General features: G+C 44.9%; 17 protein-coding genes and 1 pseudogene. 4 read left to right on the top strand and 14 right to left on the bottom strand.

Going from position 1 to position 22780, the window contains the following annotated elements:
• Positions 1-40: 40 nt before the first annotated feature.
• The 3 genes and pseudogenes from AB4558_RS17495 to AB4558_RS17485 all read right to left on the bottom strand — a co-directional run bounded on the left by AB4558_RS17495 (position 41) and on the right by AB4558_RS17485 (position 2147).
• Positions 41-544 carry an acyl-CoA thioesterase gene (locus AB4558_RS17495; RefSeq protein ID WP_019822926.1) on the bottom strand — a complete coding sequence of 168 codons (504 nt, stop codon included), beginning with the start codon at positions 542-544 and terminating at the stop codon, positions 41-43.
• 406 nt (positions 545-950) lie between these two features.
• Positions 951-1205, bottom strand: a pseudogene (locus tag AB4558_RS17490) (peptide ABC transporter substrate-binding protein); the annotation flags it as partial.
• A gap of 48 nt (positions 1206-1253) precedes the next feature.
• Positions 1254-2147 carry a DMT family transporter gene (locus AB4558_RS17485; protein WP_017065645.1) on the bottom strand — a complete coding sequence of 298 codons (894 nt, stop codon included), beginning with the start codon at positions 2145-2147 and terminating at the stop codon, positions 1254-1256.
• Between the two features lie 98 nt (positions 2148-2245).
• Between AB4558_RS17485 and AB4558_RS17480 the strand changes: the two genes are divergently transcribed.
• Positions 2246-3034 (top strand): helix-turn-helix domain-containing protein, encoded by a 789-nt coding sequence (locus AB4558_RS17480; protein WP_029235520.1) that lies wholly within the window; start codon positions 2246-2248, stop codon positions 3032-3034.
• A 279-nt stretch (positions 3035-3313) separates the two neighbouring features.
• Here AB4558_RS17480 and AB4558_RS17475 read toward each other — a convergent pair whose 3' ends face one another.
• The 7 genes from AB4558_RS17475 to AB4558_RS17445 all read right to left on the bottom strand — a co-directional run bounded on the left by AB4558_RS17475 (position 3314) and on the right by AB4558_RS17445 (position 12850).
• A complete protein-coding gene (locus AB4558_RS17475; RefSeq protein WP_048609786.1) occupies positions 3314-3523 on the bottom strand; it encodes a hypothetical protein in 210 nt (69 codons plus the stop codon).
• 204 nt (positions 3524-3727) lie between these two features.
• Positions 3728-4861 carry a lipocalin-like domain-containing protein gene (locus tag AB4558_RS17470; RefSeq protein WP_372158954.1) on the bottom strand — a complete coding sequence of 378 codons (1134 nt, stop codon included), beginning with the start codon at positions 4859-4861 and terminating at the stop codon, positions 3728-3730.
• On the bottom strand, positions 4861-7395 hold the full coding sequence (locus AB4558_RS17465) for an ABC transporter permease (RefSeq protein ID WP_372158956.1): 2535 nt from the start codon (positions 7393-7395) through the stop codon (positions 4861-4863). Before AB4558_RS17465 ends, AB4558_RS17470 begins: the two co-directional genes overlap by 1 nt.
• 8 nt (positions 7396-7403) lie before the next feature.
• Positions 7404-8102: an ABC transporter ATP-binding protein gene (locus AB4558_RS17460; protein WP_017072425.1), complete on the bottom strand. Its 699-nt coding sequence runs from the start codon at positions 8100-8102 to the stop codon at positions 7404-7406.
• A 743-nt stretch (positions 8103-8845) separates the two neighbouring features.
• Positions 8846-10750 (bottom strand): bifunctional UDP-sugar hydrolase/5'-nucleotidase, encoded by a 1905-nt coding sequence (locus tag AB4558_RS17455; protein WP_372158953.1) that lies wholly within the window; start codon positions 10748-10750, stop codon positions 8846-8848.
• 301 nt (positions 10751-11051) lie between these two features.
• Positions 11052-12041 (bottom strand): zinc-dependent alcohol dehydrogenase family protein, encoded by a 990-nt coding sequence (locus AB4558_RS17450; protein ID WP_372158951.1) that lies wholly within the window; start codon positions 12039-12041, stop codon positions 11052-11054.
• Between the two features lie 20 nt (positions 12042-12061).
• Entirely contained in the window at positions 12062-12850 is a 789-nt protein-coding gene (locus AB4558_RS17445) for a phytanoyl-CoA dioxygenase family protein (RefSeq protein ID WP_372158950.1), read from the bottom strand.
• Positions 12851-13171: 321 nt separating this feature from the next.
• On the opposite strand from AB4558_RS17445, the gene AB4558_RS17440 reads away from it, so the two are divergent.
• The gene (locus tag AB4558_RS17440) at positions 13172-14362 is read left to right on the top strand and encodes a GGDEF domain-containing protein (RefSeq protein ID WP_372158948.1); all 1191 of its coding nucleotides are present in this window, start codon (positions 13172-13174) and stop codon (positions 14360-14362) included.
• Here AB4558_RS17440 and AB4558_RS17435 read toward each other — a convergent pair.
• Together AB4558_RS17435 and AB4558_RS17430 are read right to left on the bottom strand one after the other, a co-directional pair.
• Positions 14349-15230 carry a multidrug transporter gene (locus tag AB4558_RS17435; protein WP_372099890.1) on the bottom strand — a complete coding sequence of 294 codons (882 nt, stop codon included), beginning with the start codon at positions 15228-15230 and terminating at the stop codon, positions 14349-14351. The two genes, AB4558_RS17440 and AB4558_RS17435, sit on opposite strands and share 14 nt — an antisense overlap.
• A gap of 191 nt (positions 15231-15421) precedes the next feature.
• Complete coding sequence (locus AB4558_RS17430) at positions 15422-16753, bottom strand: MFS transporter (protein WP_017059988.1); 1332 nt, start codon at positions 16751-16753, stop codon at positions 15422-15424.
• Positions 16754-17070: 317 nt separating this feature from the next.
• Between AB4558_RS17430 and kduD the strand changes: the two genes are divergently transcribed.
• Positions 17071-17832: a 2-dehydro-3-deoxy-D-gluconate 5-dehydrogenase KduD gene (gene kduD, locus AB4558_RS17425; protein WP_017059987.1), complete on the top strand. Its 762-nt coding sequence runs from the start codon at positions 17071-17073 to the stop codon at positions 17830-17832.
• A 53-nt stretch (positions 17833-17885) separates the two neighbouring features.
• Positions 17886-18524, top strand: coding sequence for an RpiB/LacA/LacB family sugar-phosphate isomerase (locus tag AB4558_RS17420; RefSeq protein ID WP_017059986.1), 639 nt, complete (start codon positions 17886-17888; stop codon positions 18522-18524).
• A gap of 122 nt (positions 18525-18646) precedes the next feature.
• Here the strand turns inward: AB4558_RS17420 and AB4558_RS17415 are convergent, their stop codons facing one another.
• Positions 18647-21256, bottom strand: a complete 2610-nt coding sequence (locus tag AB4558_RS17415) for a response regulator (RefSeq protein WP_372074503.1) — start codon at positions 21254-21256, stop codon at positions 18647-18649.
• Positions 21249-22478: an acyl-homoserine-lactone synthase gene (locus AB4558_RS17410; RefSeq protein WP_372074505.1), complete on the bottom strand. Its 1230-nt coding sequence runs from the start codon at positions 22476-22478 to the stop codon at positions 21249-21251. Before AB4558_RS17410 ends, AB4558_RS17415 begins: the two co-directional genes overlap by 8 nt.
• Positions 22479-22780 lie beyond the last annotated feature (302 nt).

The raw sequence follows: 22780 nt of genomic DNA, 5'->3' as shown, positions 1-22780 counted from the left end.
TTGTAATAAGGTTTTGTAGGGGGAGGGCAGCTGGTGGACCTTACTTAAGGTACTTCACGTGAGCTTCCATCTCTTCACCAATCTGTTTTCGCATGTTCATTAGGCGAATAGCCGAATCTCGTAATTCGATGTCTTCTGGCGTCTCTGGTATCCACTCTGGCACTTTAGTCGGATTACCATTCTCATCGACAGCGACCATAATAACGATACAGTGAGTTGTTAGGCGGTTATTGAGCTCTTTAGGGTCGCTTGCTTGCACGTCGATAGCGATATGCATTGAAGATGAACCTGTGTAAATGACCTTTGCACTTACTTCCACAAGGTTGCCTACATGAATTGGGGCAACGAATCGAATTCCGCCTGCATAGGCTGTTATACAGTATTTACCGCTCCAACCTGCGGAACAAGCGTAGGCTGCTAAATCGATCCACTTCATTGCTGCACCACCATGAACTTTACCACCAAAGTTCACATCCCCGGGTTCAGCTAAAAAACGCAGAGTAACGTCTCGTTTACCATCTTGTCGGCTATTGCTACTGCTCATCTATCTTCCTTCATTATTATTTTGCTGCGTAACATGCTTGTTACTTGCTAGTAACAATATACTTAAGATGACATAAGTTAAAGCGGATAATCTCATGGTTAAGACTATTTTTTTCAAACAGATGATCAGTTGATGAATATTGGTGCTTAAAGGCGTATCAGGCGAATGGCAAACATGGATGAAGTGATATCAAGCAAGAGAATAGAAATACTGATTAAGTCACTAGATAGGTCGATTGCAAAAAAAACACCTAGCGTAATGCTAGGTGTTTCTAAGCCGTGTGGTACTCATGTCGGTACTTTTTTGTGTTAGCCAACCAACCGCTGTTGATTTGGTTTAGTTAAAGTGGCTGTATCTCAGATACCACTAAAGTGGTAGTGATTATTGTTTTCTTATCAGCTCACTTTTACTGTTTTAAAAAGTATAGATCCTTCGCGTAGATATTTCCTTTCGGATTATTGTTTGGGAAGCCTTTTAGTGTATTTCGCACTAATCGTGTGTGATTGTAATGATATAAAGGTATAACTGCTGAAGAATAGTTGAGTAACGACTCATCGTGCTGATATAAAGTAAAGCGTTTAGACTAATCTTCCGTTTTACTCGCTTGCTGTAAGGGCTCATCATAGTATGGATTACAGTAGCCACTCTCATTTGCTGTGTGAAACGTGAGTTTGAATTTTTACCCTAATGTGAGCGTTGGGTAATGCGTTTAGCTTTGTTGAGGGAGAGGAGCCTCAAGCCTTGGTTTTCTTCTGATTTGAGCAAGGATGACACCTGAAATCACCATCACACCACCAATGATGTGGAACTGGTTAATCTCTTCGCCAAGCCATGTCGCGGCTAATACGATCGCTACAACCGGAAGCAAGTTCATGAACATCGCGCTTGAGTCAGCACCAATGGTGTCAATCGCTTTCACCCACATCCAAGGCGCTAAAATCGAAGCGGCAACCGCGGCGTAAGCTATCAATGGGAGCGCTTGTTGTGGTGGTAAAAGTTGTTCGCTGGTAAGCCAAAGTGGCGTAAGCATCGCGACAGCAAACAGACCCTGAATGTAAATCACCACCCAGCTACTGATTGGCATTTTCCAGCGTTTCAGTAGTACACAGTAAGAAGCATAAACAAAGGCTGCAATTAGCATATAGCCATCGCCTTGAGTCAATTCTTGATGCATGAAGAATAACGGATCGCCTTTGCCTAACATCAGGGCTAAGCCTGATAGTGACAACACACCGCCAACAATACTCAAACTAGAAATCGACTTGTGCAGCAAAGGGACGCTTAAAAATACACTGACCAATGGAACCAAAGAAGTGATTAATGCCATGTTAGAGGCGGTTGTGGTTAAGCCTGCGTAGTAACCTAGAGATTGGTTCAACACCATGCCCAAAAAGCCGAGGAACGCTAATTTAGATAAGTTTGGCTTAATGACAGCCCACTGCTTCATCACTGGGCGAATACAGAAAGGCGTGAGAATTAACATCGCAAAAAACCAGCGGTAAAAACTCATTGCGCTAGGTTCTATGGTGCTTGCAGCAAGCTTGTTGACGATTGCATTGGCGCCCCAGATACAGACTGTAAAAAATGGTAATAGGTAATGCATGTGAATTCCGTGGCGAATGAGTTGGTGCGGCTAGTTTGACAGGTCGTTATACTTACAAGTATCTTTAGAAAGACATTAAGCGCGATAGGAAGACAAGTTTGAAAAAACACTCCAGAAACCTTCATCCATCCTTATTAATTGATAAGGCACCATCCAACGTATTTATGAATTTTGAAGCGTTTCTTTCGAACACTGAAACCCGAGTTCATAGCCACTCATGGGGACAGGTTCAATTGATCAGTGGTGGTATATTAGAGATGGAAGCGGAAAGCACTCGATTTCTAGCGCCACCACATCTAGCGATTTGGGTACCGGCCGGGGTGATGCATTGCAGTTATAACCGTAAGCCTTTGGACTACTGTTCACTAAATATCGCCCCAGAACTCACGCAACACCTGCCAGATAAAACCAGCCTTATAAAGATCACGCCGATTGTGTCTTCTATTATCGATGATTTTCGCGATCGTGGGATCAATGTTGCGGAAACCGAGCAAGACCAAAGGCTCGTTCAGGTACTGCTTGACCAACTTGCGCAGCGTGAGGTTGAACACCACTTCTTGCCTTCAACCGATAATAAGTATCTAGCGCCTATATTGGCTTCTGTTGAAGAGAACCCAACCGATGAAGTGACGCTGAAAGATTGGGCTGAACGTGTCCACACCACGGAAAGAACCCTTTCTCGCCACTGCCAGACCGAGCTTGGAATGAGCTTTACCGAGTGGCGACTGCGAGTGCGCTACCTATACTCAATGGACTTGTTGAGAAACGGCCAATCGGTTAAAGAGGTCGCTCTTACATTGGGTTATAACCAAGCAAGCCCATTTATCACCATGTTCAAACGTTACGCGAACCAAACGCCAGAGCAGTATAAGAACCGTTTGTTGTAGCTCGGTCTTGTTGCCAAAAGAACGGATGTTTGCGCTAGTTAGTGCGTAGATAGACCACAAGTGAATAGATAGACCATAAGTGAATACGTGCAGTATGAGCTTATGGAATCGCCCTTAACAGCCCATATATTTCGCTCTGTTGTTCGGTGACATCCTCATAGTGTTGGTTCAATAGAGCACTGTTGCTGCCCACTTTGAACAGTATGTACGTTTCTCCGTCGACCTCGAACCAATTGAAGGTTCCATGCTGGTTATACGTGGTCATTGTTCTGTTTATCTTCATGAAATATACATTAGCAGCGCAAGACATGCAGACGTACATAAGCCAAAGAAAGAAAAGAAAAACCACGAGCCTAATACTGTTTTTTCTTTTCCTACCTCTTCATTACTTTGCTGCCAACCAAGTTCACGAACCTGATCCTTGGTAAGGTTTAAGTCTAGTTTCTCGATGTATCTGTTGAGTTCGTCATTGTGCACTGAGCTAAGCATGTTCTATCTCCTCTAACCATTTGATTGGTATTTTAGGGGAGCCCAGTGTTTGGTTAAATTAGATATTTTTCAACAGGCGTTAAGGTAAATAGAACATATGGAATAACAAAAAACCTCCGTGGTGGAGGTTTTGGTTGAAAGTGTTTTAGTTGATGGTTATCGCGATGTATTTGTTGTTAGATTCCACCTGTATTAATACACAATCTAATACCCAGTCAACTCCATATAGCCAGATCCGGAATGAGAACCTTTAATCATGATTGGCCCCTCCCAATAAGGAACCGACAGCGGCATTTTGGCATTTGGATTGAGTGCCGAGACGGTCAGTTCTATTTGCTGGCTTGGAATCGAAACTTGCCACTCTGTTGGGTAGTCACGCCCGTCGATTTTAGTTTGCTTGATGGCGGTTAAGCTGATGTCTTGCTGCTTAATCGCGATGCCGGAGCCATCTTGATTCATCAACCTCGCATGAGAATAGCTGGCTTTGCCTGTAGTTGAGTTTCGAAGTTGAAATACCACCAAGCTGGTTTCATCACTCAGCCTTAGCGCAAACCAATCCCAACCTTGTTGCGAGTCGAGTAAAAACTGCGAGCTCCATTCTCTGTCTATCCAACCTTTGCCGGAAACTTGATGGGTGACGCCATCAATAGTTACCTCGCCCGATACATTGATGAATGGTTGGCTGTAGTAATAGGAAGCCACTTTGCCATCGCTACTTTTAGTGCTGTAGCCTTGTTCGCCTTGCTTTTGATATGGCGCGTTGTTGGTTAACTTAAGCGAATATCCAAATTGACCCGAGTTAGCGACCAATGTAGCTGGGAACAGGTCATCGGTCGTCGACGTCCATTGCCAATCATCGAGGTAAACACGAAACGGCGAATCGCTTACACCCGCCAGTTCAGCTTGGTCACGAGACCATTTTTCATCGGCATAGTGTTTATTTTTAGTGGTGACAGCGCTGTGCGCCATGTAAATCTGCTGACTTTGCCACGTAGTTTCCTTGGTGCTATTGCCACTTTCATGTGGTGCAGCCGCAAAGCGGAACTGTGTCCATTGCACACCTAACACATTGTCTTCTTCATCAATTAAGTTTGCGGTTAAATACCACCATTCATGACGAAAATCAGGGTGCGCTTGATGGTCGGCAGGGAAAGTGATGTCGATACCTTTTACTACCGGAGAAAATTGCGCTTGATCGATTGCCGTTTCATTCTCGGTTTGTGTTTCAGTACCGAGTATCGAACCCATATTTTGAGCTGATGGTTGAGTGGACTCCTCACACCCTAAAAGGAGTAAGATGCCAAGTGTGAGAACGAAAACTCTCATTGATCGATTCATCACAACACCTCACTTTGCAAGCTGGATACCACGGGTTTACTGACCAAACGCCACAGTGGGATCAAGGTCGCAATCACAGCCACTAAAATGGTGATGGCTGCGATGCTGAGTGCATCACTCCAATTCCACACATAATTTAAACTCCAACCAAAGGCGCGCAGGGTAACGATGTCCGTCAACACATAACCGACCATAGCGCCGAGTGGTAAAGCGATAACCAGAGTGAAGGCGACCAGAACAACGATTTGCCCGACCACCATTGCCATCAATTTTTTCTGACTAACACCGAGCGCATACAATCTTGCAATAGCGGCTTTGCGTGCATCGAGCAACATGAAACAGGCGCAGAACAACCCAATCACCGCCACCATTAAGGTGACGCCATTAAGCGCTCGGGTGATGGCAAAAGTTTGCGAGAAGATCTCTAAAGCGATCGATTTTATCTGCGCTTGATTGTAAAGCTGACTTGGGTGCAAATTGAGTTGTTGGCGCAGTTGTTCGTACACCACTTGTGGGTCGCCAGATACTTTGACTCCCAAGCTGGTGGGTAAGTTAGTAAAGCCGCTTTCGAGCCACAAATCAGGTGCAAGTAACACTTCGCCATTCGGTGAGCCGTAATCATGAAAAATCGCCCCGACGATGAGTGTTTTGTCTTGGATCGCGTCGAGCTTGAGTCGGCTTCCAAGCGGCAAGCCGAGCTTCACTGCCGTAGGTTCGCTGATCGCCACGAATTCACCTTGGTAAAAGCGCGTCCAGAAATCATCAAGGTGGGATTGAAATACCATGGTTTGCTCAAGTGTGTCTTTGTCTTTGGTGCCGAGCAAAGTAGGTAAGCCCTGCAAGTTATCATCGACATAATATTGCTTATAAACGGTTTCAACATTTTCAAACTGCTCTAACGCACGTTCCACATTCGCGATTTCACCTTGGGCAGGGCTAACGTAAATATCGGCATGTAAGCGCTGTTCAAGCCATTGCTTTAACGTGGATTCAAAGCTGCCGACTAAGGTATTCATTCCGATATTGGCGGTGACAGCGAGAAGCAACGCCATCATGGCAAGGGAGAGAGGGGAAATAAGTTCACGTAGCTCAGCAAACAGATATTGTATTAACCCCGATTGGGTGCGTTTTTCGCTCCAGTTCGCTAGCACGCTTAGCGTTTTGGGCAGGTACAAAGGAATCGATACCACTAACACACCGAGCCATGCCATGGTGAAGCGATGATGTTCGCTCATCCATAAACCTGCTAACGCGAGAATAGTTAATACTGACCCGATAACAAACAGCTGATTTTCGTTAGACGTTTCCGGCGCTTGATAGAAACCGCCATGGGAAGAGAGGGGTTGTCGCACCCGCTGTTTAAAGTGTTGCCAACAAGCGACAAGCGTTGCGGCCAGCGTGAGTAGCAGTGCCTGCATTAACCATTGCCACTGCCATGTACCGGGAAGCAGTGTTGCACCATAAAGTTGCTCAAGTGTTATCGCGACGGTTGGATGCAGCCAATGGCTGAGTTGGATGCCGAGAATGAAACCAAGCGACGCGCCTAGTGTGACTAAAAGAGTCAGCTCGACTAACAGAGCTGAAAACACGATGCTTGGCGCAATGCCGGCTTGTTGAATTTGCACCAATAGCCGATTACGCTTCAGTAAACTGTACTTCACACCATTGTAAGCGATGAATAGGCCAACCAAAAACGCCAACAGACTCATGGCGGTGAGATTGAGGTGAAAGCTATCGGTAATTGAACCCAGATCCGTACTTTGGTTGTTGGAAATCCATCGTCCTTGCTCGCCAATAAGGCTTTGCCATTTATCCTGAGGATTGCTCTTAGTGTCGCTCTTAGTGTCAAAAATAGCGATGTAGCTCAGTTGCCCTTGCTTGTTAAGCAGTTGCTGAGCGAACCCAATATCCATCAACATTCGGCTACCTAGCTGCCATTCATCTGGTAGCACTACCACTTGAGTGAGCACTTCATCCAAAGTGAGTGTGTCTACTCCTCCCAAGTTCTGGTGTTGCGACTGGCTCATCATCACAATGGGTTCACCTGCTAAGAGTTGCGGCAAAGGTAAGGCATTGTCGAACAGGGAAATGTTTGGTTCTTTGGTTTGAGTGTTGCTTTGTTCGTCGACGCGAGCGTGACGAGATCTTGAAGTGAGGGCGGCGATCAACTCACTGCCTTGAACTGACCAACGTCGACCTTGCTCGTCTCTTACTCGCCCTTCTATAACAGGTAGCGCTGCGCTTAATCCACTTTGTCTTAAGCTGAAGTAGAGCGATTCCGGCAAATAGTTTTGCCCTGCTAGTGGAATGATAAGGTTCTGCGCTTGAGCGCTAAGTTGCTCGGTCGATTCTGCATAACTGCGCTTGGCATTGAGGTTGATGGCTTGCACTGCGACAAACAAGGTGACCGCTAACACAATGCCGATCAGAATCGCTGCGGCTTGCAATGGTGATTGACGATAGTGCGCCGCGAATAGATTCAGAGTCAGTTTGGTATGGGTGAGCTGGTTCTGAGCGAAGCCAGTTTGCTTCATTGGATTACTCACAACGCTGCTGCTCTTGGGGTTAGATCGGCGTTCCTTAAACAACCATCATCTAACACCAATTTTGTCTGCATAAAGCTGGCGCATTCTGGGCTGTGCGTAACCAAAAGCACCGCAGTGTTGCCTTGAGTGGTGATTTCACTCAGCAGCTTCATAACCTCTAACCCTGCTTTGTGGTCGAGGTTGCCTGTGGGTTCGTCGGCAAGCAATAGTTTGGGTTTATGGGCTAGCGCGCGCGCTATTGCGACTCGTTGTTGCTGACCGCCAGAGAGTGCGGATACATGTCTTTCGAGTAACTCGTTGATACCCAATGCATCAACTAAATAATCGCACCAGTCGCTCCATTTTTGTTGATTCAAATGGAGCGGGAAGGCGATGTTTTGTTTTACGTTGAGTGGGGTTAGTAAGTTGAACTGTTGAAAGATCACGCCTAGCTTTTGATGGCGGAATCGGCTCCACTGTGGATCTCTCCAATCTGATGTGTTCTCGTTATCGAGCCACAACTCGCCACCAGTTAGAGGTTCAAAGCCCGCGATTAGGTTGAGTAAAGTACTCTTTCCACTGCCACTCGCCCCTGTTAAAGCCACGCTTGCGCTTGTCGCCAAAGCGAAGTCGACATTTTCCAGCACGTGATGGGTATCGTTGCCATCAACAAAGCTTTTGCTGGCATGTGTAAGTGTGACAATTGGGCTTTCCATTTCCTTTCCTTATAACCAAAACTTACCATCAAAAGGTGTCGTTACTTGTGGCAATTATTGAAGCGACAAGCTCTATAAAACTGTAGACAACAATTTCAAAAAATAGAGCGATTTATATCGAATTATTAATAACTTGTACTGCAAAAAGAGGGGAATAGATCAGTGTGAGATGGAATACAGGTGTAAGTGGGAGCTTAGAGTCACCTAGGAGGCTTTTGGGGCTGTTTATAGATAATAAATATCTATGTTAAAAATTGTCCCAATTCCAATTCGTTTTAAAAGAAAACGCCCCCGATTGGTTGAAGCCAATCAGGGTTAGTAAGGCCCAAGAAAATCTAGTTACTTGGACTTTATTGCGAGGATTAATTTTGCTAAGGCACCTAACAAAGCAGCGATAGCGAAAACCAATTCAGGGTTATTCATATTATTACCTATAAAGAAGCTCTCGCCTTATGTGAGAGATTCTTCGTATTATCAACATGCATGTGATGGAAGGCAAGATAAAGAAATGGGGCTACCTGTGGGTAACTATCTGATTTATTAGGTTTTACTAAAAGGGGGGGAGGCGGTGTAGCCTTCAAGTTGCAAAGTACTTGCTTACAATAGTTATGAGTGTGTCAAAGAGTCTGCTTTTACTTCTATTTTTCAACGTCACTTAATATGGATCGTACTCAACTTTCCGTAATCAACGACCTAACCACGCTCTAAGCGTCGTTAAGTCGTTATTGGTTTGAGGTCAGGGATTAATTGAGCGCTTCAATCAGAGTGATTTCGCGTTTGATCTGCTTACTCTCTTGCTCAGTTGCTTGCGCCAGTTTCTTTTCGCGTGTGGTTATGGCAGCTTGTTTCGCTTCGTCAGGTTTGAACATCAGTTCTTTTACGTTGATAGAAGCGATGTTTGTGTAGCGGCCATCGTCACTGGTCGGGATTGATATGGTTTCATCATTAATCAATGACTTCACTATCTCTCGTTGTTCATTATAACGGCTTTCTAAACCAGAAAGTGCCCATCGTTGTTGAGGTTTACCTTCATACTGACCGTTCCTTTCTTCTTTAAGATATTTGATGGTCATATTACGGATTGTGCCTGCTTCTTCTCCATACTCTGCTTCCGTATCAAAAAGTACAGGGAACGATTCGCCTTCTAGCACGCCGCCTTTCTTGGTTAGATGACCCATTCGATAGCTATTCATACCAATACGGATTTCTGTTTGATCTGTAACCGGAGTGCCATCTGCAAACGCGAGGTTGGTAATGCGTGTACCTGCAGGCTGAGTAAGGTCGATGGTATAAGCCACGCCCGCGAAGAAGTCATTGGTCGAGTATTTTGATGCTCTGCGTTCAGGGTTAAAGCTGTAGGTTACATCGCCAGGTTGTACTGAGTTGAAGTAGCCCGCAGACCATTCCATGTAGGTTCTCAGCTCTTTGCCTGTCATCTGGTAGACAGTGATTTCGCCACCTGCGTATTGGTAGTTGTACGCGATGTCTTTGGCTTTGATTGGGCCAACATCGAGCTTGGCATTGTCGTTGTCTATTTGAAGTGCGATGACATTGGCTTTAGGTGCATAGAAGAAGCTCGCTTCTTGGAATAGCGCACTGATGCCTGTGTCTTGAACATGGACTTGAGGGATACCGCGGATTTCGTTTTCTGGGACTAAATCAACGCCGGTAAGTTGAGCGACAGGTCTGTTCGCCATTTCTCGGAGTTGTTTGTGGTAAGGCTGGTATAACTCGTCCATATTCTCATCAGAGTCGATACCTTTAATTTTATAGGTGAAGCTGTCTTTGTTGACGAGAGTGAATGTGCCATCGCGCTCTTCAAATTGAAGATCGATACGAGATAGGGCGCGGCCATATCTGTCGGGTTCAGTAATAATAACGCCATTTACAACGGCTTTCTCGATGCGAGTGTGCATGTGGCCGGCGACGATGGCATCAAGCTCTGGGTTTGCATTGGCAATGTCGGTGACACCGGTGTCGGCAATGTCATTCTCGTTCTCAATTCCCATATGGGCAACCAATATGATGGCATCCACTTTATCATCAATCTCCTTGACGATTTTCTTCACTTCCAAGGTTGGATTAGTGAAAGTGACGCCTTCTAAACGGTTGGTACCTTGCGCAAAGACCTCCGTCATTGGGGTATCCATTCCGATCACGCCGATCTTAATGCTACCGCGTTCTAGGATGGTGTAACCAGGCAGGAATGGGTTTCCGTTTTTGTTCTTGATGTTGCCACCGAGAGACTGCCCTTTAAATTGGGTAACGGCCCTGTTGAGGGTTTTGAGGCCAAAGTCGAATTCGTGGTTACCTAAAACCCACACATCGTATTTCATGTGATTAAAGCCAAGCATCATTGGATCAACGGGCTCGTCTTTGAAGGTTTCTACGAAGTTGCCTTGGATGGTATCGCCAGCGTCGACAAGGATAATGTTAGATTGCTCTTTGCGGATCTCACCAACTTTGGTCGCGATTTGGCTCAAGCTACCACGAGTGTTGAGTTTATCTGCCGCGTAATCCCACGCCATAAAATGACCGTGGATATCTGAAGTACCCAGTATCGTGACATCGTGTATATCGCCATCAGCTGCAAAGGTGGGAAAGGCTAGAGAGAGTAGGATGGCGCTTGATAGTATGTGTCTTTTCATAAGTATGTTCACATCGTGGTTTTAAGTATGACGCTACCATATAGAATCGAGGTTATCTTATGGGCGATCAGTATCATATTTCTAATGATATAACTAATTGATGTTTCAAATAAATGTGATTCATGACCATCTCGTAACCACTTAAGTTATGGAGAAATGCACCACAACTCTTCGCTATCTTTTCAATCTTCGATTTCTTTAATCAAACTTCCTAAGCGATGGTGTATTAACAAGCACGCTTGTAAGCTGTTGAACGTCTTGCCTGTTGAAATAAACAAGGTATATATCGTCCAACTCTCACTTACTGTGGCAGTAAGATGATCTTGCCCTCTAGGCGTGTGGTTTTCGATTCAATGAGATCAATCGCGGTTTGCACTTCATCGAATGGTAGATAGCGGTCAACGTCGAGCTGAATGTCGTTTGTGATGAAGTGATCTAGCATGGTCGTGAACTTATCACGGCGAACATCTTTACCTTCTGCTTCCTCCCAATAACGCAAGAAGAAGGTGCTGAAATCGATGTGTTGGTTTTTCGCGTACTCAAAGAAGCGTGGCTCGTAAAAATCCAACGACAGCGACCCATAGTTGATAAAGCGCCCGTTGTTGCCAAGGGTGTGAACAAGATCGGTTCCGGGTGAGCCGCCAATCGCATCAAAGGCAACGGTTGGCATAGGCAAGCCTAATGCCTTAATTTGAGAAACTAGATCAGCGTTCGCATCTATCACCCAACAGGAAGTGGCAGGGTATTGTGTCTGCTGTGATGTAACGACAATGATGTTGAAGCCGAGTGATGCTGATAACTGGGAGAAGATCTTACCGATGGCTGAACTGCCCGCGTTGATGATCAACACATCCTCTTGGGTCAGCTTGGCTATTTCTGTCGTTAGCACCCATGCGGTTAGCGCATTAATGTACAACTGACAGGCGTAGCCATTGTCTAAATGTTGAGGAATTTGGAACAGATCATCTGGTGATACATCGACATAGTTCTGCCATGTTCCACTGGTTGCCACAAGCACTCGTTGATTCACTATAAACTCAGCACTGCTGGATTCTACAATCCTTCCTACCGCTTCAAATCCCGGTACTCTCGGCGGCTGATGGCTATGTTTGTATTGGCCCACACCATAAATCGACAACAGATCACTAGGGTTGATGTTAGTCGCTTCAATTTGTACGCGAACTTTATCTTTGTCTAGTACCCCTAAAGCGACATGTTCTAACTTGAGAGATTCTTTTGGCTGACCGAAACGGAACTGGCTAATTCGGGTGTTTTGTTTAGTGTCAGTCATAGTTAGGGCACCTTTATGGATTATGAGTACTGTATTGATTTTAAGTGTAGCGTGTTCATAAACAATCTTGGGTCGGTAATATTGCTCAACATGGCTGGTGTTGGTAAACAGTCATCATCAACGTAGTCGACATAGTCTGCCGCCGAATCAAAGATCAAAATATCCAAAGCCAAACGATCCAAGCCATATCGGCCTCGGTGGATCATATCCGCTGAAAACACCAATAAGTCACCGGCGGCTAACGGTATCTGCTTACCGCCAGATATGTCATCGCTGCTCACTTTGCCGTTTTCTTCTTGGCGAACATTGTATTCTTCTTCGTTGTCCCAACGCTTGTGTGTGCCAGGGATAAGTTCCATACCTGGCTCATCAAAAATGGGCACTCGCAGATGCAATACCTGGGTTTCCATGATGACTTTCATTTGGTCATCAACGTCGTAATCGTATTGACAGTCACGATGCCAGAAGTCTTTTTGTTGCGGATTTACTGGGTTGAAGAACAGCTGTGTATTCATGAATGCTGGTTTGTTCGGAATCACCGCATCAACCACGTTCATCACTTGTTTCGAGCTGATGAAGTCGAAAAGCACGCTTCTATCGTCGGCGAGCAAATACTCGCTTCCCGTAATTAAAGACGAGTTAAATGCTTCTTCTTTATAGAATTCTTCGTTGTCTGCTTTCCATGATTCATGAAATTTCAGCACGACTTTTCTAAGCGATGCAATTTGAGCTTCATTGAAATAATTTCTGATAACAAAGTAACCATGTTCGTCGTAACGGTCACTTAATTGTTGGCTGTTTTCTACCACTGACTACCTTCGTTCATTCTTTGCTGTATAATAACTAAGGTCAACAGCCCCTAGAGATTTCTTGGGCGCATAATGCCAGACAGTCGTCATTCAACCAAGTAACGAGTGCAGAAGCCTGTAGATTCAGTGATGCTATGAAGCCATATGGGGGGCGAGTTTTACATGCATATCCATGTCATGGACTCATGCGATACCGATCTCCCCATATGTGACACATCCCCTATTTTACAAAGTGTAATGATTCATATAGTGAATAAATTTATGGTTTAGATAATTATTGACCATATTGTGATTTAATTGGCTTAGGGAAGAGAGTAAATCATGGATGGTTTTTCGCTGGATATGAGAACACTTAATTTTATTATTATTTTGTTCTCTTTCATTTACTGCATTGGCTTGTTGCTGTTCCAATTTACCCAACAGTCCATTAAAGGGCTTTCAATTTTTTCCATTTCAATATTTGTTATTGGAAGTGGGCCGTTGATGTTGAGCCTAAGAGGGGAACTCCCTGATTGGATCACTGTTATTGGCGCCAACATGGTTATTGCGCTTGGCTTTCATCTCGCTTTGTATAGCTTATGCTTATTCCGAGAATATTCCCTAAAATGCACCTACCTCAGCAGTCTGATGATGTTGGCTCTTTTACCATGTTTTATTTATTTCACGTACTACGAACCTTCCATCAAGGCTCGAATCATCCTCATTAGTTTCTATTTAGCCTTTGTGACTCTTTGCACTGCTTTTGCGGTATTGAAGGGTCAACGTGATGACTTGACCTTAGCAACTCGGATGATGGCCTTGTCATTTTTGATATATGGCGGGTTTATGGCTTTCCGAGTAATGGTGACGCTATTTTCAGCTGAGTTGCAGGATTTCATGGCGGCTGCACTCATTCATCAGCTTGCCTTTTTAGTGAGTATTGTTCTTATCGTATCGATGAGCTTCACGATGCTCTGGTTGATTAATGCAAGGTTGCTTAGGTCTATTCATGACCTATCTTACAGTGACCCTTTAACGGCACTTGGAAACCGCAGAGCATTAGATGAAATGGTACCAGTCATCATGAAGCAGGCGGGGAGTACACCTGTCAGTGCCATTATGATGGATATTGATAATTTTAAGTCGATCAATGACCAACACGGACACATTGTGGGTGATCTCGTGATCAAGTCTTTTGCTGAAATGGTTCAAAGTGCGATAAAAACATCGCCAACAGCCAGCGCGTTCCGTTTTGGCGGAGACGAGATAATGATTTTATTACCCAATGTCAATTTCCTACAAGCACAGGCTATTGCTTGTAAGCTGCGATTGTCTATTTCAGAGGTATCAGCAGTACAAGAACATGAGATGTTTCTGACATCGAGTTTTGGTGTTGCTCAGCTTCACCCGCATGAGAGTTGGAATGGGTTTATTAGCCGAGCCGACAAAGCGTTATATCAAGCGAAAACAAACGGTCGCAATATGACTTCAATTTGTCCTAGTCATATTAACGAGCTCGTCACTGCCACATAACCAATACTGCTGCGATAGAAAGCAAGATGAGCGCAAGAATGTCTTTGCGCGCGATGCTTTGCCCTAACCAGAAATAGGATATCAACACCATGAAGATCACTTCGACTTGCCCGAGTGTCTTTACGTACGGCACGGCTTGAAGCGACATCGCGCTAAACCAACCCAGAGAACCGATAACACTCGCTAAGCTTGTCATGATGACTAGTTTCGACTTCTTGAATATCAGGCGCAGCGTGTCGCGTTCTCTGAAAAAGAGATACGTACAGATAATCACTGTCTGAAGGGAAATGACGAGGAACAGCACCCAAGCAGCACTATGAGGGAAGGGCAACCCTATGCTCAAACTTGCTTCCCGTACCCAAAGAGACGTTAAAGCAAAGGCGGTGCTACACGCCATACCTAATAAGAACACTTTCGGGGACAAGCTTCGCCAGCCAGAAGCGCTACTCATGATTAGCACGCCTAAAGTACCAATAAGTACGCCGACCCAACCTGTTAGTGTCAAAGCAGTACCAAAAAACAATACGGATAGCACAGCAGATACGGGGGCTTCACACTTGGCTAAGCCTGCGCCTATCGCATAGTTTTCGAGCTTGAACAGCATCACCATTAAGCCGGTCGCGAGGATCTGCATGATGGCGGCAGCAACAATATAGAAAACAAACTCACCCGAAAAATCCGGTGCGGATACGGGCTGCCATTGATAGAGGGCGCAGAGGTAAATAAGGGCGATAGGGCTAGCCCAAATAAATCGCGCTAACGTTACGCCAGCCACGCTCATGGTGCCACTTAATTTACTTTGAAAGGCATTGCGCCAAGATTGGCTAAAGGCAGCAAGGAGAGTAAAGGCTATCCAACTAAAAGACATGACGCGTCCATGTGTTATGTAATTTGCTGATTATATTAACAAATAAAACCAATATAAGAAGCGACTTGTTCTTTTAATAAGCAATAGTCAGTTGCGTGAATCGCTCGGTTTTGAAGAATATTCGGTCTTTAAAACTTGCGCTGTAAACCTTAACGGCTTCATTTACTTGTCACTCGACATCAATCGATTGTTTAGAAAATCGCTTCTTTTCTGTTCTTGAAGTAGAACAGCGCGCTGATCAAAACGAACAGTAAGGTGAAGTAATAGAAAAAAGAAGACAGTGAGGCCAAGAAGGCAAGGTTCTGTTCTATTTCTTGTTCGGTGTAGCCCTGAGACACCAACTTATAGTAGTAAGCGTACAAGATACCGATCAGACCGTATCCGAGGTTAAACATCAAACCTTTGAAACTAAGAACGGTGGCTCTGTTGTGTGATTCGGTTTTTTTATTCAGGTGGTAGCTGATGAAAATGTTCATCGTCATGATGATAAAGATTAATACTAGTGCCGGAATGACTCCGTAAATCGACCAACCTAAACTGATCCAGTAATAAGTCGCCATGCTTGCCAATCCCATAACCACAATGAAGGTTTTAGCCTCCATACTCTCTGCTAATCTTCGGCTTTGTCCTGCCAATATAATCTTAAGCAAGCTGATACCCGCACCAATAAAACCAAAGTAGATAATTGGAATATCAATGGCCAGATAGTATTGGCTGTTCATGGTTAGGAACATGCGTGAGGTGTGTTCGAATAGGCTGTAGTAGAGCAAGATGAACAGCACGTAAGGCGTAGCGAATACCCATTTACCTGCATCGATCGTCAATTTAAGACTTGAGATGGTGGTTGCCAATTTGGTTTGGTCGCTTGGCATCAGCTTTTTCTCTTCGCGCATATTAATCGCGGCATAGATAGCGATCATCGCTACAAATAGGGTGGCGAACACAGGAATACGCATCAGATCTTTGGTGCTTTCTGGTTCGGCTAGTCCAAGGAAATGAAAGATGTTCGTCATAAAGTTCACGTCGTACATCGCCGCACCAATCAGCGTGACAAAGATACCGACCGTTGAGGCGACACGAAGCTGGATTTGCAGCACTCGCGGCCACAACTCTTCATTACCTTGTTCTTTTAAGGTGTCGTAAGCCAATGCCTCGTCGGCGCCGCTGGCCAGTGCCATCGCTAAGCCACTGAGAATCCGGTTAATCAGAAAGACTATGAACACCAAGTCGGGGTTTCCGGTTGGCACTAAGGCGATCATTGCGATCTCAACAAACATCACAATCGAAGACAGCACCACCAGTTTCTTGCGGCCTAAGGTATCGGCGAATGCACCCGACGGTACTTCAGCAAGCACAATGGTGGCCGCCCAAACTACATTGAGCATCGCGAATTGAGACAGGGTTAACCCGTAATCTAAATAAAGTAGGGTGAATATAGGGTAGTAAAAACGCGCAAAGTAGCTGCTTCTAAACATTAAGAAGTAGCGGACATTGGGAATTTTAAGGATCTCTTTGAGCGTCATGATAATTTCAGTAATTTAGATAACACATTATTATGTATAACCCTTTTACTCTTTTAAATCATGAATTGTTGTCAAATCCCTACAATATCTGGTTTGGGTGATCTTCGAGAGCATGGTTCATGGTGGGTTATAGGCTTCTGTTCTCCAAATCACTTCCCCCCATTCATTTAGTTTGTGGTGCTCGTTTCACTTGTTCGACTGATTTTGGTGCAAGATCGAAATTCTACAACGTCGCTCTCGCATTTACATCTTATTGTATGATTTAATTGTTGGTAGTAATGATACGCAATGAATCCAATGTAATTGAGGAAGCGAGCATGATCTTAGAGTCATTCAGTCTGGAAGGTAAAGTAGCGATAGTGACTGGCTGCAATACGGGTCTTGGGCAAGGCATAGCATTAGGCCTAGCGGAAGCTGGTTGTATGGTTGTCGGTGTTAACCGAACAGAACCTGAAGAGACTATTGAAAAAATGAGTGCAGCAGGCCATTCGTTCTTAAACGTGAGTGCTGATCTTCTCGATCAAGCGTGCATTCCAGGGGTTATAGAGCGCACTTTGGCTGAGTTTGGCCAAGTCGACATTCTCGTGAACAATGCAGGAATTATTCGCCGCCAAGATGCTATTGAGTTCTCAGAGCAAGATTGGGATGACGTAATGAACGTGAACACCAAGACAGTGTTCTTTATGTCTCAGGCTGTTGCAAAGCAGTTTAAGGCTCAAGGTACTGGCGGAAAGATCATTAACATTGCATCGATGCTCTCATTCCAAGGTGGCATTCGAGTTCCTTCCTATACGGCTTCAAAAAGCGCTGTGATGGGAGTGACACGTGCTATGGCGAACGAATGGGCGCGCGACAATATCAATGTGAATGCGATAGCACCCGGTTATATGGAAACGAACAATACTCAAGCTCTGCGTGAAGATGCTGAGCGCAATCAAGCGATTCTTGAGCGTATTCCGGCTGAGCGTTGGGGTAAACCGCAAGATATCGCAGGTCCTTGTGTGTTCTTAGCATCATCAGCATCGGATTACATTAATGGCTATACCATTGCTGTTGACGGTGGTTGGTTAGCACGCTAGTTGGTTTTTTATTCTAAATTTTGAGTTTGCAGCAATCTTGCAGGAGAAGATAAATGAAAATCGCTTTAATGATGGAAAACAGTCAGGCAGGTAAAAATGCCATGGTTGCAGCTGAGCTAGAGTCAGTGGCGGGTGGCATTGGTCACGATGTTTTCAACTTAGGTATGACCGACGAGAATGATCACCACTTAACGTATATCCACTTAGGTATCATGGCCAGTATTCTGATCAACTCAAAGGCTGTGGACTTTGTTGTGACGGGATGTGGAACAGGGCAAGGTGCTTTGATGTCACTGAACCTGCACCCGGGTGTGGTTTGTGGTTACTGCCTAGAGCCATCAGATGCTTTCTTGTTTAACCAAATCAACAACGGCAATGCTCTCGCTCTCGCTTTTGCTAAAGGCTTTGGCTGGGCAGGTGAACTCAACATTCGTTATATCTTTGAAAAAGCGTTCACAGGCGAGCGTGGTAATGGGTATCCACTAGAACGTGCAGAACCACAGCAACGTAATGCAGCAATTTTGAATGAAGTGAAAGCGGCGGTGGTAAAAGATAACTTTATTGATTCTCTGAGAGCTATCGACCAAGATCTAGTGAAAACAGCGGTTGGCAGCGAGCGTTTCCAACAATGCTTCTTTGAGCATTGCCAAAACCAAGAAATCGCTGATTATGTTCGTTCACTTTTAGATTAATTAGAGCGTTTAGTTCTGATAGAGCCAGCCTTGTTCGGCTGGCTTTTTGATGAATAATTAAAGCAATGTAATGAGACAAACAGTAATCAACTGGCTAAATTGCGATTCGTGTTTTCCTGCATCTACTCTTCATCTTCGGTTTCTTTGGAAGCATTTGAGGCACAGCCTTTCTCTAGCCAGTTGTCCAGTACGTGTTGCAGTGCCTTCAAAGAGGTTGGCTTCTCTAGGCGACCATCCATCAGTTTGCTGATCATATCTAACTCGTGTTGTCCTGATTCGCCAGACAAAGCAATGATTGGCGTTTGAGGAGAGCGTGCCTTGATAATTTGGCTTGCGTCAAAACCATTCATTATCGGCATTTGTACGTCCATTAAGATCAAATCGACCTTGTGTGTTTTGAACAGTTCGACGGCATTCTCACCGTTTTTGGCTTGTAAGCTATTGACGCCAAGTCGACTCAAGTACATTTGAACAAGCGTGCGTTGTACTTCTTTATCATCGACGATCAGTACGGTTGGAGCCAAATGATTCCCTGGGGTTAGCGTGCTTGTTGGTTCTGAATTTTGCGTTGCCGCTTGGTTGTCTGGCTTAGCTTCAGCGTTGGTTTTGTTTTCAGTTGCAGTTTGATTACCTTTCCAATCATCGAAGTAAGGCGTACGAAGTGCGTCTGCTTTGGGGGCATTGGGTACCACCGGGAAGTACAGGTGGAACTCAGTAAACTCCCCAAGTTTAGAGTGGCACTCAACTCGGCCGCCAAATGAACGCATCACTCGTTGGCAATAACCGAGCCCTAGGCCGCTACCACCGCTTTTTTGGTAAGAGAAGAAATCATCAAAAATTTTATGTGTAATGGCTTCGTCAATGCCGGGGCCGGTATCTCGGAATATTAGAACGTTCTCGTACGGTCCGGTGTTGGTGCTGATCTCAATTTGGCTTTCTGGATAAGAATCAAAGTAATAGATTGCATTGCGTATCAAGTTGAAAATGACGAAGTTGAATAAGGTTTCATTCAGCTTTGCTACAAAATCAGCGTGTTGTGGTAAACGAATGCGTTCAATGATCTTTTCATTCTCAAAACCATAGTGGCTTACGGCTTGATCTACGGCTTTGTGGATAGAGGTCATGGTCACAGGGCCGTGTTCAGGCGTACTGTCACTGACTTCGCGCAGGATTATATCAATCAGCTGTCGACCACGTTGAATCGCAGCTTGGCCGTTCTCAATATCAAGTAAGATCTGTTTCGCTGGAGCTTGATTATCAATGTGCTGTTTTAACACCTCAAAATGCAACTGCACTTGAGCCAGCGGGTTACGCATTTCATGAGCGATTGAGTTAGCAAGGGCACGGCTTTGGCGGATGCGTCTATCGGCTTCGATAGTGCTTTGTACTCGAGTTAATAAGGTTTGCAGGGCAGAGATCTCTTCGTTAGAGAACATCTGATCGTTGCTCTTGTGTGACGATACTAACAAGTGCGTGACCGATTTCCCCTGGCCAAACAGAGGCATCACCAAAGCGGTATCGTTGGAGCTCATTTTGTCATACAGGGCTTTGATTGAGCGCTTGGCTGGTGCGGTGTAATCAAGCTCCTGAGACAACTCATCGAACACTAAAACGGACTTGTTGGTAGACAGGTAATCTTCGTAGAAGGTTTCGTTGTAGTTGCTGTTCACCAGACGCAACTTGTCTTCGGGAATCTGCAATAGGCTACCTAATCGACGCATTGCATCATCAATCGACAGCTTGAAATCGTCTTCTAGTGAGAGGATCTGTTGTACTGGCGTTTTCTTGTTTCCGTAGACAAAGAACGAGGCGTAGTGGCTTACGCGCTTGTAGAGAACATGCCACGTGATGCCGATAATCGCGCAGATTGGGATAGCAATAAGCCATTGACTGTCGTCTGTCAGCGGGATAAATATCGCGCCAAAAGGGATCACCAAAATAGCACAAACCAACATCGCATTTAGGCTCATGTACGCCAGGTATTTCACGCTGTAGAAGCGCGAGGTCAGCAGGGCATAGCCAACGAACAACATTTCACTTATCGACAAAGCTGGTGGCAGCCAAGTGAGCGAGAAATCACGCAAGAAGTAGGTCATGCCTAGGTGGATCGTCGCAGTAGACAGCATGAAGACTAAAATGCCGGCGATCATATAGTTGGTTTTGGCTAAAGTTAGCTTGCTGCTGTTGGCGCGCATGGCCACCAGGTTGAGTAGTGTTAGCACTACAAAGCTAATCATCCCAATAAAGAAGTACGGCGTATGCGGGCCAAACTCAATCACGAACTGGCTTGGGCCTGCAATGGTGACGTGTTCAACGGTTAACCCCGGACTTAAATTGATAAAGAAGGAGTAGACGGTCAGGGTGACGAAAATGGCTTGCTGCCACACATGAACCTTACCATTACGTTGTTCAGCGGCGAGTTTGCACGAGAAGTAATAGGCAAAGGCAAACGCAAAGAACGAGGCGAGGTTGGCAAACTTTGCGGCGAACACGGCGGCCGAGGCCCCAAGTTCCGGTAATAAGTCGGTATGGAAATAAGCGTTACTGCTGATCCACGCAACAATGCAGATCGAATACGCGATGTAAGGGGCATGGTGTGTCCCTGCGATCACTTCGTTCTTCTGTTTCAGGCGATAGCAGTAATAGAACAACCACATGACAACCACAGCCACGGTTGCAAGCAGTGTGATTGCTTTTGCATAGATGATCGCCTCTAGGCCGAAATCAAACATGTTCATCCTTTTTCACCGAGCTAGTTTTTCCTGCCGAGCGCGACTTTTCTAATGACTTTCTGCTTTCTCGCACTGCGCGTTTGTAGCTTCGAAAATCGACATTATTGAACGCTTTTACCATCATCTCAAAATTCCAGAATCCACGATAAATTGTCGTGCCATCGTCATTTAATTCGCAATATCCAGAATGGAAGTATGCATTGGAATCAATGGTTTGATAAAACTGAAGCATGAAAGGTTGCTCGATAATAGTGAAGCCAATCTTATAGCCTATTTGGTGTAACACACTCATCAGCTCTTTTTGAGAAAGGTAGAGGAAATAGAGCTTTTGTTGGGTATTGCCACTTACTGTCAGACGTAACACCTCACACAGGGCATATTTGTCGGACAATTGTAACTGGAATTGTTGGTCAAATTCTGGGAGAGAGTAACATTTTGACAGTGTAGGCGGTGTGAAAAGTTGTAACCCTGCGAGTTCATCGTAGCCGTAATTGGGTAAACAGTATTGCCATTGCTCATTGCTGAACGGCGGTGCGTAACTTAGCCAAGTGTCATTCTTAGACCAGTCTTGAATCAGCGCAGAGGAAACCAGTGTTGGAAAGGCTTCATCGACTGGATGCTTGAGCAGAATAAAATGCTTACCTGCCTGAGAAAGGTGTAATAAAGGCAGCATCTCAAACCATTTCTCGCCCTTGATGAACACCTCGAGATTGCTTAAAGCAATGGCATCGCTGATTGACATTCCTTGTGGGTGACTCGGTGTTTGTACCAAAAGTGGCTCATGTTCTATCTGTTCGATGATCGCACCGTAATAAGCACTGTCATTGATAGGGAGGTCGACATGAGAAATGGAGCTTGGATTTAATGGAGATTTTGCTTTGATCGCAGCAATTTCACACTCACACCAGAAACCTAGCCAATGCATATAGCACTGCCCTACAGCCTGCTCTAGAAGAGCAATCTCTGCAGATAGTGTATTTGGATAGCGCAGAATCAGATCGCGGTAGTCCATCACCTCAAACAATACAGAGTAGCTTTTGTTTTGATGCTCTGGGAAAAGCAATTCTAATTGGCTTCTACGATATTCAGTCACGCTTTGAAAAAGCTCAGTGCGCTCATGTGGCTGATAAGTGCTGATGACGAGCTCTATCAGCGCTCGCTGTTTTATTTCGATAGACAGACTGCTAGCCAACAGTGAGCCTAAAGACGACGTTAATTTCATGTTTAACCTAGCCTAGGTTTATATAATTATTTTTATTTGATCTGCACTATCTATAGGACACTGATTTTAGGTATGTGTTTGAAGTTACGTTACTTTGAGAGAGCCAATCGTAACTTTACTTGTGTCCATGGTGTGAGAAGTAAGTTGCATAATCGGGCGAGATTTTACTACTTGCACTCACCCTCAACAATAAAGATTTTCCATATTTGAATGAATTCAAAGATGAACAAAATACATTATTATCAACAACTTGTAGGGTTGGATCACAGTTTTAAAATCAGACATGATTAAGTCGAGCATAA

It is taken from the genome of Vibrio sp. 10N.222.51.C5, from assembly GCF_041474575.1.
Lineage (GTDB): Bacteria > Pseudomonadota > Gammaproteobacteria > Enterobacterales > Vibrionaceae > Vibrio > Vibrio crassostreae_C.
Note: the sequence above shows the minus strand (reverse complement) of the source record. Positions and strands in the feature narration are given on the sequence as shown.